Source organism: Moorena sp. SIO3I8, from assembly GCF_010692325.1.
GTDB lineage: Bacteria > Cyanobacteriota > Cyanobacteriia > Cyanobacteriales > Coleofasciculaceae > Moorena.
Genome location: NZ_JAAHHW010000065.1, coordinates 1 through 11,002 on the forward strand (window position 1 = coordinate 1; position 11,002 = coordinate 11,002).

The 11,002-nt window shown below is 42.1% G+C and carries 8 protein-coding genes and 2 pseudogenes; 5 read left to right on the top strand and 5 right to left on the bottom strand.

Going from position 1 to position 11,002, the window contains the following annotated elements; all coding sequences use genetic code 11:
* Positions 1-2,423, bottom strand: a pseudogene (locus tag F6K51_RS22275) (hypothetical protein); the annotation flags it as partial.
* Positions 2,424-3,584: 1,161 nt separating this feature from the next.
* Between F6K51_RS22275 and F6K51_RS22280 the strand changes: the two are divergent.
* From F6K51_RS22280 to F6K51_RS22290, 3 genes are all read left to right on the top strand, one after another.
* Complete coding sequence (locus F6K51_RS22280; protein ID WP_293024316.1) at positions 3,585-4,931, top strand: ABC transporter substrate-binding protein; 1,347 nt, start codon at positions 3,585-3,587, stop codon at positions 4,929-4,931.
* Between the two features lie 601 nt (positions 4,932-5,532).
* Positions 5,533-6,057 (top strand): NERD domain-containing protein, encoded by a 525-nt coding sequence (locus F6K51_RS22285; protein ID WP_293024318.1) that lies wholly within the window; start codon positions 5,533-5,535, stop codon positions 6,055-6,057.
* 38 nt (positions 6,058-6,095) lie between these two features.
* Positions 6,096-7,118 (top strand): sugar ABC transporter permease, encoded by a 1,023-nt coding sequence (locus F6K51_RS22290; protein ID WP_293024320.1) that lies wholly within the window; start codon positions 6,096-6,098, stop codon positions 7,116-7,118.
* Positions 7,119-7,416: 298 nt separating this feature from the next.
* On the opposite strand, the gene F6K51_RS22295 is transcribed toward F6K51_RS22290, so the two are convergent.
* Positions 7,417-7,566 (bottom strand): hypothetical protein, encoded by a 150-nt coding sequence (locus tag F6K51_RS22295; RefSeq protein ID WP_293024322.1) that lies wholly within the window; start codon positions 7,564-7,566, stop codon positions 7,417-7,419.
* A gap of 56 nt (positions 7,567-7,622) precedes the next feature.
* Here F6K51_RS22295 and F6K51_RS22300 point away from each other — a divergent pair, with 56 nt between their 5' ends.
* Complete coding sequence (locus tag F6K51_RS22300; RefSeq protein WP_293024324.1) at positions 7,623-8,510, top strand: carbohydrate ABC transporter permease; 888 nt, start codon at positions 7,623-7,625, stop codon at positions 8,508-8,510.
* A 109-nt stretch (positions 8,511-8,619) separates the two neighbouring features.
* On the opposite strand, the gene F6K51_RS22305 is transcribed toward F6K51_RS22300, so the two are convergent.
* Positions 8,620-9,327, bottom strand: coding sequence for a hypothetical protein (locus F6K51_RS22305; RefSeq protein WP_293024326.1), 708 nt, complete (start codon positions 9,325-9,327; stop codon positions 8,620-8,622).
* Between the two features lie 124 nt (positions 9,328-9,451).
* Here F6K51_RS22305 and F6K51_RS22310 point away from each other — a divergent pair, with 124 nt between their 5' ends.
* Positions 9,452-9,550, top strand: a complete 99-nt coding sequence (locus tag F6K51_RS22310; RefSeq protein WP_293024328.1) for a cytochrome b6-f complex subunit PetL — start codon at positions 9,452-9,454, stop codon at positions 9,548-9,550.
* A gap of 141 nt (positions 9,551-9,691) precedes the next feature.
* On the opposite strand, the pseudogene F6K51_RS22315 reads toward F6K51_RS22310, so the two are convergent.
* Positions 9,692-10,618 (bottom strand): annotated as a pseudogene (locus F6K51_RS22315) (histone deacetylase).
* Between the two features lie 76 nt (positions 10,619-10,694).
* Entirely contained in the window at positions 10,695-10,835 is a 141-nt protein-coding gene (locus F6K51_RS22320; RefSeq protein ID WP_293024330.1) for a hypothetical protein, read from the bottom strand.
* Positions 10,836-11,002 lie beyond the last annotated feature (167 nt).

Consider the following 11,002-nt stretch of genomic DNA (forward strand, 5'->3'; position numbering starts at 1 on the left):
TCAAGACTGTCATTACCCGAAGCTCCAATCAAATAGTCGTTACCAGAGCCACCCTCAAGGCTGTCATTTCCCTGGTCTCCTCTAAGGTAGTCATTGCCAGAGCCACCTTTGAGGGTGTCATTTCCCTCACCTCCTCTGAGAGTATCATCCTCTGTCCCAGCCTCGATGAGGTCATCACCCGAACCTCCGCTTAGAGTGTCCTGACCTGAACTACCTTCTAGGGTATCGTTACCCACATCTCCCATGATCCTATCATTGCCAACACCCCCAAAAAGGTAGTCATCTCCCTGACCACCTCCGAGAGTGTCATCATTATACCCACCATAGAGATTGTCATTGCCCCAAGTTCCTCTGAGAAAGTCGTTACCGGAACCTCCAACAAGAGTGTCATCCTCAGAACCTCCTGAAAGAGTGTCATGACCCGAGCCACCAATTAGTGTGTCATTATTGCCATTACCCCAAAGCCTATCATCACCATGACCGCCTTCAAGCCGATTATCGTAACGGTCTCCCCTAATCGATTTGCTTTTCCAATTCTGGTTAAGGACTTCAATGGTGAAAGTTTTCTCGTAGCTTTCACCCCCCTGGTCGGTGGTGCGGATTTTGATCGGGTGACTAGAGTTGATATCAAAGTCTAAGAGAGTGCCATTTTTGACTTTTAGTTGATCGTCAACAATTTTAAAGCGACCTTGAGCATCATCTAATAATTTATAAGTATGGCTATCTCCGGAATCAACATCCTTAGTAGTCAGCTTAGCAATGGTAGTGCCATTTTTACTGAATTCTTTGACACTCCTGCCATCAAGGGTGATATCCGTCGGAGCAAAATTCTGGTTAAGGACCTCAATGGTGAAAGTTTTATCGTAGCTTTTACCTCCGGAGTCGGTGGTGCGGATTTTGATCGAGTGACTAGAGTTGTCATCAAAGTCTATGAGGTGGCCATTTTTGACTTTTAGTCGATTGCCATCAATTTTAAAGCGACCTTGAGCATCATCTAATAATTTATAAGTATGGCTATCTCCGGAATCAACATCCTTAGTAGTCAGCTTAGCAATGGTAGTGCCATTTTTACTGAATTCTTTGACACTCCTGCCATCAAGGGTGATATCCGTCGGAGCAGTGTTGGTAGGTTGAGGCTCCTCTGCCACATACTGAACGTCGCTAATATTTGTTATGGTGTCCGGAATAATAATCTCTTCCCATACAGGTGGTTGACTATCCTCCTCGAAGGTAATGTTAAGGCGATCGCTTTGAGAGACTGCATAGTAGTCTTTGAGGGTAATCGAACTATCCCAGCCTAGATCAAGAATCAGGTCATAACCCTCTTGAGTTTGGGTTACACTAGAGGAAGCATATTCGGAAAGATCTAAAGTATCTAGATAGTTCCAACCTTCAATAATATCATCACCCGTGGAAATTCCCAATTCATAACCGCTAAAGATATTGGCTGCACTATTGGCAATGATGTAATCGTTACTGCTGGAGTTGATCAGATTGTGAAAAATTGTATCGAATGCGATCGCAGTTCCAGATTCAGACGTAAGGTATTTTGTTCCGCTGTCATCGGTCCTAGCTTTATAAGAGCTACCATTGTAAGCGTTTTGGGTGGTTATAATACCCCCCTCATTCATATCAAAGTGGTAACCTGTATTCAAAAAAGCCAGGTTTGAAAAGTCTAAAGTATTTTCACCACCACTATCCCAGAGGGTTTGCTTAATCGGTTTGGTTGCACCATAATCCTCACTACCATCTGTGTAGTAATAAACGCTGTCAAAGGAGTAAGTAGTATCCCCGTGGTTATACTCCCTAGCTCCATAGATTAACTGTAATGCTTGAATGTCGTAAATCATTGGGGTAATCGCTGATTTCCCAGCAAAGTTATACGACATTACTGTGTTGGTGGTATTGTCCTCGTTAAAGGGCAAAAATGGACCGTGATCATGGTCCTCGTATTTATTAGGATGTTTGAAACCCAGAGCATGTAATGTCTCGTGAATCAGGGTCATGTAGCCATGATTCCCTGGGTCGTCAGCAAATCCGTTTCCGTTCTTACCTGTGGTGTCGTAGGCTGGGTTCAAATGCACATCCCCGGCCACATCCCACCCATTGCCGAAATTGAAGTTAAATCCCTCAGGCAAATAGGCATAGGAATAGCCCGGACCATCAGATACCATGTAGCGCAATAGACCATAGTCTGTTGTCGTATCTGGTACCTCATGGAAATCAACATCAAGGTATCTTTCCAGAGTTTCGAAGATGCTTCTGATATTGTCTTTGGTTTCTTCTGATATCTCTGAAACCCCCGTTTCATCTCCGTAATAAGAACCACCGTTGGCATTGTTATAGAAGCTGTAGCTGATAGTCTGAGTGTCCCAGTGAGCAACACTCAGAAGTGGATGAGTTGAGGAAAATGTGTCAGACATTGCTTTTATTTAATTCTTACTGCTTGACAAAGCCTAGTTACGGGAATGATTTGGTCGTCAGGGAACTTCCTGATTGTTGATGTTTAATGGCTTATTGCCAGTTGCCATGAATCGTAGCTATAACCCCATTCGATAACTAGTCAAACGCACTGAATTTCATAGGGTATTGGGTTACAAACCATAAAATTTACCTAGTTAAAATCCCTAATATTAAATTAATCATGAAATATCTCTGTTTCCGTTCAAGGTTGATATGTGTATATTTTTTTGGGGGGGGGTATTTTTTACGGTTTATATGCAAAATTTAAAAAAACGTAAATCCGTACAAAAATCAGAAATTTAAATAAATTAAATATAAATAAAGTAAGGGAGTATTTTCAGTATTAACTATGAATGTTTATTTAAGGCTTTTATTAGCAATTAAGCCCCATTAATATCAGATAGCGTTTTTATTTTATTTGTGAAAATACTACCTTATTAAAATACAAAATACAAAAGGCAAAACGCAATAAGGGCAACAGCTCCAGAGTTTTAGTGTCCAATAAAAAAAGACATCCTACGTTTACATCTCATTTATAAACCCTATAAATAAAGCCTAGGGATAGGGATAAACTCTCAAAATTGTCCAGTTTACGTCGAACTCGAATCCTAGTTATGTGAAGTTAGTATAAAGTTCTAACAAATAGATAGAGGCTAAAATCAGTAGTTTTTCTAGGTCACCGTTTATTGGTAAGCATATGCGCTACGCGCACGCTGCGCGAACAGCATTGAGCTTAAGCTTTTTTTTGTAGGTGATGTCGCCATGATGCCCTTTTGTTCGGTTCGTTCTGTTGCCAGCATCATGAATGGCTGATAGCTGGCAACCATAGCATGGGCTTAGTTGCGTAGGGTGCGTAGGGTTGGTTAAGGGCGGGCTTGCCCTCATTTTCAACACCGAGCGCCAGTGTTGCGACAGTCGGTCCCGTAACACACCACCTAGTAGGCTGAAGGTTTACGTTGATCAAGCCTGCCTTTCAAACATAGAGTCTTTCATCTGTGTATTCTGATTTCTCAAGCTTCCCCTCCCTAAGTTGTTGCTCAAGTCATTGAGTGGGGTTATCTTAGAACGGAATTGTACTCACAGTATGAGTGTCATTATTTGCTAAGGCTCATAATTGAAAGATGTTCAGACCCAAATTATGGATCAAGATAGGTTTTATCGAGCATATAGGAGAATTTTTTGCGAAATTTAGAACTAAACCGGCTCCTAACACGGTATTTCCTACTGTATTTCTAGGTTTATCTTTAGTTTTAGTCGCCTGTGCCCCCAAGGGTGGAGACCCTAAAAGCAATACGGTTACTATCCTGGGAGTAATGACAGGGGAAGGGGAGCAAATCATGGAACAGATACTAGAACCCTTCACTAAAGAAACGGGTATCAAGGTGGTGTATGAAGCCAGTAGTGATTTCGCCACCCTCCTACCTGTGTTGGTGGAATCTGGAAATGCTCCCGATCTTGCCATGTTCCCTCAACCGGGTTTGATGGCTGACTTTGCTAGGGAAGGTCAACTGGTACCTGTAGATACCTTCATGGACAAATCTCAGTTATCTGCTGCTTATTCTCAAAACTGGCTAGATTTGGCAACTGTCGATAGTAAAGTATACGGGGTGTGGATTAGGGCGGCGGTCAAAAGCTTAGTTTGGTACAATCGAGCTGCGTTTAAGGCAGCTGGTTACAAAATCCCTACCACCTGGAATGAAATGATGGCACTGTCCGATCAGATTGTGGCAGATGGCGGTGTCCCTTGGTGCATCGGAATAGAAAGCGGTGCGGCTACAGGATGGGTTGGTACTGACTGGATTGAGGATATTATGTTGCGCACGGTTGGTGGGGAAGTGTATGACCAGTGGGTTGCTCACAAGATTCCCTTTAATCACCCAGCGGTTAAGAATGCTTTTGAGCAGTTTGGCAACATTGCCCTTAATCCTAAGTATGTGTTTGGTGGCACTGTTGGTATTATTAGCACTCCCTTTGGTGACGCAACTGCACCGTTATTTGATAACCCCCCAGGTTGCTATCTGCATCGCCAAGCTAGCTTTATCACTAGCTTCTTACCTAAAGATGTAGCGCTAGATAAGGATGTGAGTATCTTTCTGTTACCGGGTATTAAACAGGAATTGGGAGTGCCAGTGTTAGTGTCTGGTATTGTGACTGCTATGTTTAAGGATACTCCAGAAGCACGGAAGTTGATGGAGTATTTATCAACTGCCCAAGCCCATACTATCTGGGCAAGTCAGGGAGATTATGTCTCACCCCATAAACAGGTTAGTTTGGATGCTTACCCCAATGACATTGTTAAACGTCAAGCGGAAATCTTAGCCAATGCGGATATGGTGCGCTTCGATGGTTCGGATATGATGCCAGGAGCCGTGGGTACCGGGACATTCTGGAGTGGCATTGTTGATTATATTGGTGGGACAGATGTGGATACAGTTCTGAAAACTATTGAGGACAGTTGGCCAGATTAAGTATGAGGAATTAGGGATTAGTCATTGTAAAAAAAAATATTTATTTAAAATCGCCTTCTAATGTTACTTTAGCACAATTGCCAAATCGGTAACTATAATATCAAGTCTGGTTGAATACCCATAATTAAGGGGTCCGGGCGCGGGAAGTGTGGCCAGATGGGGGATATTTTTATTAAGGGTAATTATCCTGACATGATATAAGATACTGAAATCAAATTAAGTCAGTTATTCGCCACCATTTAGCGAAAGGGACAATAGTGCCGTTTAGGCATTAATTACGATTAAATATCTGAGTACAATATCAGCACTTGCGCTTCGCTCCGCTGTAACGGCAATCCCTTGGGGTGTAAGCAGGCAGGATATAGTAGGATGTCAGTGACTACTATAAATTTGGCTTTGCTGAATAGGATTTGGGTACTCAAGTATAGTTGGATCAGTTACCGATTACCTTTGGATCTTCCATAATTGAGCAACACCGTAAGTTTAGGATTCCCCCTTTAGGCCAAACTCAAGTTTAAATAAGAAATAAGCTATGGATACTAGTCAGATTGATAAATTTGTTTCCTATTGCCAAGGTTAACAGCCACAAAGTGAAGAAGATATGAGACGTTTTTTTATAGGGGTTATTGGTTTTCCCTATGATCAGGAACTGCTATTACAGGCATATCTATTTTTCAATATCAACTCATTATTTCCAACCTGTAGTCAGCTCATCCTGTTTGAAAAGGCCCTAATCCAAGACTATACAAATTTAGGTAAAGTAGATTTTGTTTATCTTAGTAAAAACAAAAAAATATTTTTAATTGAAACTAAATATATTGATACTGAAGCGACAGGAAAGCACGAAAGAACTAGAAGAAATAAGCATAGAAATAAGGTAGTGGAACAAGTCATTGATTGGAAATACAAATTGAGACATTATTGGAATATATCAACTAACCAAATTCATTGTGGAGTATTTACAACCGATCCACAAGTAGGTGATCGTGCAAGGAGCACTGACATTATCGCTAAATCAATATCTATCTATGAACTGGAACTGTGGCAAAAAAATTATAAATTTTATAATTTAGAGCATGGCAATAAACGGGATTCGGTGAGAGATTTATATGAGGTGATCAAGTGATAAGGTTATCAGGTGATGAAGTGATGAGGCAATGAAGGATGGTATTGCTCAAAATAGTTACTTTCATTCTCGCCGTTGTCATAGGCTGTGGTGGGGTGATAGCTTTATTATATGGCATGAATGGCTTGGTAAATCAGCTACCCAATAAAACGCGATTGACCTTGGCCAAAAGGCCAAGCTACCCGAACGGTCACGCTACGCGAACGCATTTTGTGGCTTGGGTATACTTAGCCCCTGCTTTAGCATTACTAACCGCTTACCTGATTCTGCCGACCCTCAATACTATCTATATCAGCTTCTTGGATAAGCGATCGCAAAATTTTGTGGGACTGGACAATTACATCTTTGCCTTTACCAACCCTACTATGCTAATCGCTTTTCGTAACAATGTCCTTTGGTTGGTATTGGTAACAGGGTTTAGTGTAGCATTGGGTTTAATTATTGCGGTGCTGGTGGATCGGGTACGCTATGAACCCGTAGCCAAGTCTATAATCTTTATGCCAATGGCAATTTCCTTTGTGGGGGCTAGCGTGATTTGGCGATTTATCTATGCTTTTCGTCCAGCTGGCTCAGAACAAATTGGCTTACTCAATGGCATTATTACCAGTTTAGGATTTGAGCCTGTAGGTTGGTTAGTGGAGCGCTCGATTAATAATTATGCTCTGATTGTGATTATGATTTGGTTGCAGACAGGGTTTTGCTTGATTTTGCTCTCTGCTGCCATCAAAGGTATCCCCAAAGATATTATCGAAGCTGCACGGATAGATGGAGCTAGTGAGTGGCAAATCTTCTGGACAATTACTATTCCGATGATACGAGGGACTATTGCTGTGGTTGTGACTACTGTAGTAATAGCGGTCCTAAAAGTCTTTGATATTGTCTGGGTGATGACCGGTGGTAATCAAAATACGGAAGTGATTGCGTCTCGTATGATTAAGGAAATGTTCAATTATCGGAACTTTGGACGAGGTAGTGCGATCGCAGTTATTTTATTACTAGTTATTATTCCGGTTATGATTAGCAATATCCGTCGGTTTCGAGAGCAGGAGAACAGCCGTTAATAGTAATATATAATTATTATTTGAATTGTGAACATACTCCCGCTTGGGAAAGGCAAGAGGGAAGAGGCAAGAGGCAAGAGTTAATCAAGTAGCGATGCAGCAAGGGAACAGGTGAGCCAGTGAGGCCAAAGGGGATTTCCCCCATTCGCGACTGCATCAAGACATAGAAGGATTTTGGTTAAGGTCAAAAACGGTAATTATTATTTATTATTTCTAATTGATTTAGAAATGTTATAGTATTCAGATTAAAGTTAAAATTTGATTCTGATGGCGTCACCGAGTTAAGCAACTGTTCTAGCTATGGTTGAAATTCTATAAGGCTTGGGGTGATGCGATGCTCCTTTGGAGCCGCTTCGCGAACGCATCTTGCCCAGTTGTTTTGCCCAGTTGTTTTGCCCAGTTGTTTTGCCCACTTGTTTAACGACTGCTGTTGTGGGATTGGTTGCACAAAGCGCTTATCTTGGCAAAAAATAGACTAATTCCAGACATGACTTTAACCCAGCTATGGCACCAAAACCGCTCTTTGTAGCAAAATCCCAACACCTACAGCAATTCTTCTGGAAAATCCCGATTCATCTGACCCTGATTACCATCTCCTTGATCTGGACTCTACCCACTGTTGGCTTGTTCATTAGTTCCCTACGCTACCGAGATGATGTGCTCAAAACCGGTTGGTGGTCAGTCTTCCAACACCCCTTCAATTTCACCCAATACCACCTGGGTAACTATATTGATGTGATTACCTCCGAAGGGATGGGACAGGCATTTTTCAATAGTCTGGCTATCTCGATTCCCGCTACAGTTATTCCGATTGCGATCGCTACTGTTGCTGCCTATGGGTTTGCTTGGATGAAATTTCCTGGTCGCCAAGTCCTGTTTATGGTAGTAGTTGGCTTGCTGGTAGTCCCGTTACAGATGACTCTGATTCCGGTATTGCGAGTCTACGGATATCTAGGACTTTCCGGTACATTATTAGGTATTTGGTTAGCCCACACAGGCTATGGTTTGCCCTTAGGAATTTATTTATTGCGTAATTATATTGCTAGTTTGCCTCAGGAGTTAATCGAAGCAGCAGCAGTGGATGGTGCGTCTCATCTAACCATAGTTACCCAGCTGATTGTGCCTCTATCCATGCCTGCGATCGCATCATTTGCCGTGTTTCAATTTCTCTGGGTCTGGAATGACTTGCTAGTTGCTTTAGTCTATCTCGGAGTTACACCAGACGTTGCCCCGTTAACGATCCGATTAACAAATATAGTAGGTTATCGTGGGCAGCAGTGGCATCTTCTTACCTCTGGTGCATTTATCACAATGATTGTACCACTGATTGTGTTTTTTGTTCTACAGCGGTACTTTGTGCGGGGGATTTTAGCCGGTTCGGTTAAGGGTTGAAACTCTTATCTATAGCAGTTTTTAATTACCAGAAGTACTTTCGTCCTGGGTTGCGCGGGAGTAGGGAGTAGGGAGTAGGGAGTAGGATTCAGTTTATCGAGGGTGAGATTCAGGGCTGACCTACTTTAGGTAATTCTGTTTCATTGGAGAGAGCGAAATTATCTAAAGAAACCTTTGCTGAATAGGCAATACCATCCCGCTGGTACAAAATTAATAGGCTATTTGCGTGTTTGACCTTGTAACCCAAAAATCTATCTACTCCACTTACTACTTCCTGATATTCATTACCATTGGGATGTGTAAATGCTATTGTTATACTATCATTGTTTGTTAATCTTCCATCACCATTGGTATCTTGTTTAATAAGGTTGTATAAAACGGCTATAACTGGTTTAGATTCAACCCTGTTATTAGCTCTATCATTAGTTTCTGAAATGAAGCTATCGCTAGCAATTAAATAGTCATTCTTAGCAAAGAGCCATTTGCTTTTACCTGTTTCACTATCCAAAAACAAATAGTTTCTAGTTGAGCGTGTCGATTTGCTATAATAGGATTGCGTATAAGATTGGTCTGAGTAAAGCGGCACCATTAGATAGGTTGTGCCATCAACTTCCCTGAGATTACCCAGCTCCCACTCTTGAGAGCTTGAGCTATCGTCATCGACATTAACAATGTTAATCCCCTGCCGCTCTCTCGTAGTGCTTTTGACTATCTCGATAGCAGCAAAAGCCAAAACCGCTATTGCTAGCAATCCAGTAGCCATAATAACAATAGCATTAAAGCGCCACACAAAACGAAAAAATTTCTTGTCGTCCATGATTGTTCACCGTTGACAGCTGACGGTTGACTATTGACGGTTGACTATTGCTCTGAGGAATAAGACTCAATATGAGGTAAAATTATGTAATATTATTACACTAGTCAATTTTTGGGAGAATAATATGATATCTGCAGCAATCGCTTACTTTGGAATTCTAGCTGCTGCCACTGTTGTGGCTCTGACTCTATTTTTTGGACTTAGAGCAGTTAAGTTGATCTAACTACTGTTGTTTCCAAAACAATTAAGGCAGTATGGCGGATTTAAACATTTAATTGTTTTGAGTATAGCCGCCTACTGTAGCGCTATAGTTAACCAGCTATAATTAACCAGCTATACTTATAGCTATCTATACTTAGCCAGATCAACTCTCCTTGGCCAAACAAGGTTTAATTGTTGCTACCACCGACTGAGCTAGAGCACTGAGTTCGTACCCCCCCTCTAAACCAAAAACAATCCGACGAGTTAGTTGCAGACAATACTTGGTAAATAGCCCATAATCATCTGGCTGCAAGGCAATATTTGCCAAGGGATCGGCGGCATTAGCATCATAACCAGCACTGACAATCAATAAATCTGGCTGAAATTTGGTTAAAAAGGGCATCACTTTCTGTTCAAACATCGGCTGGTAATCTGCTAACGTGCTGCCTGGTGCCATGGGAAGATTAAGGACATTATTGTGAAACCCCTGTTCACTGGCTTGGCCTGTACCAGGATAGCAAGGGGATTGATGAAGGGAGATGTAGGCAATGCGAGCATCTCGTTCCACAACATCTTGAGTACCATTGCCGTGATGGACATCCCAGTCTAGGATGGCAACTCGTTCGACTCCCGATTGCTCTAAGGCATAGTAAGCTGCGATCGCAGCATTGGAAAATAAGCAAAACCCCATCCCTCTCTGACGTTCAGCATGATGACCAGGGGGACGGGCTAGAACAAAGGCTGAATTATTGGTAGTGAGGACTTGATCTACCGCATCTAGCCAAGCACTAACGGCGAGTAGGGCAACATCGTAACTGCGGGGGGATATCCCTGTGTCCGCATCTAACCTGCCACCATTACTCCTAGCGATTTCTTAAACTGTCTCAATGTAGCGCTGGCTATGAATTTGTTGTACTAGAGGCATCACTCGACGAGTTTCTACCGCTGTCGGTAACTGCCACTTAATTTGGTCAGCCCAAGGTGCAGCTTTGATAGCATCAACAATCGCAGTTAAACGTTCTGGTCGTTCTGGGTGAAACCGACCGTTATCGTGTTCAAGAAACTCATCGGAGTAAATGACAGGAAACATATTATAGCACGATTCAGCCAAAATGATGGAAAAACGCTTTAGATCAAGGTACTTGTGAATAGATTAACCTTACCGATTACTTCATCAGGTGATCCCTAAACAGACCAAACACGACACCAAAGGCGATCAGAGCTAGAGCGAGGCTGATAGGGATTAAATCTGGTCTCAAAACGATGGCAAAAATAGCTAAGCCGATCAAAACATAGGATAGTTTCATCAAAAACTCCTTAGTTGTTGGGAACCTCTGAGGTTTAGTCAGGGGAGGAAAACAACCTGGTGGTATAAACCGCCAGTCAACATGAGCAAGAAGAGGTGAAATTCCTAAGCTGCCCTAGGAAATTTTCTGTCTTTTTCCCATAATTTTTGCACAAGAAGCGCGAATCT

What these genes read in the sequence shown, in the direction of transcription:
- F6K51_RS22300 (WP_293024324.1), top strand. Translation starts at nt 7,623, where the DNA reads ATGGCACCAAAACCGCTCTTTGTAGCAAAATCCCAACACCTACAGCAA.
- F6K51_RS22285 (WP_293024318.1), top strand. Translation starts at nt 5,533, where the DNA reads ATGAGACGTTTTTTTATAGGGGTTATTGGTTTTCCCTATGATCAGGAA.
- F6K51_RS22290 (WP_293024320.1), top strand. Translation starts at nt 6,096, where the DNA reads ATGGTATTGCTCAAAATAGTTACTTTCATTCTCGCCGTTGTCATAGGC.
- F6K51_RS22305 (WP_293024326.1), bottom strand. Translation starts at nt 9,327, where the DNA reads ATGGACGACAAGAAATTTTTTCGTTTTGTGTGGCGCTTTAATGCTATT.
- F6K51_RS22320 (WP_293024330.1), bottom strand. Translation starts at nt 10,835, where the DNA reads ATGAAACTATCCTATGTTTTGATCGGCTTAGCTATTTTTGCCATCGTT.
- F6K51_RS22280 (WP_293024316.1), top strand. Translation starts at nt 3,585, where the DNA reads ATGTTCAGACCCAAATTATGGATCAAGATAGGTTTTATCGAGCATATA.
- F6K51_RS22310 (WP_293024328.1), top strand. Translation starts at nt 9,452, where the DNA reads ATGATATCTGCAGCAATCGCTTACTTTGGAATTCTAGCTGCTGCCACT.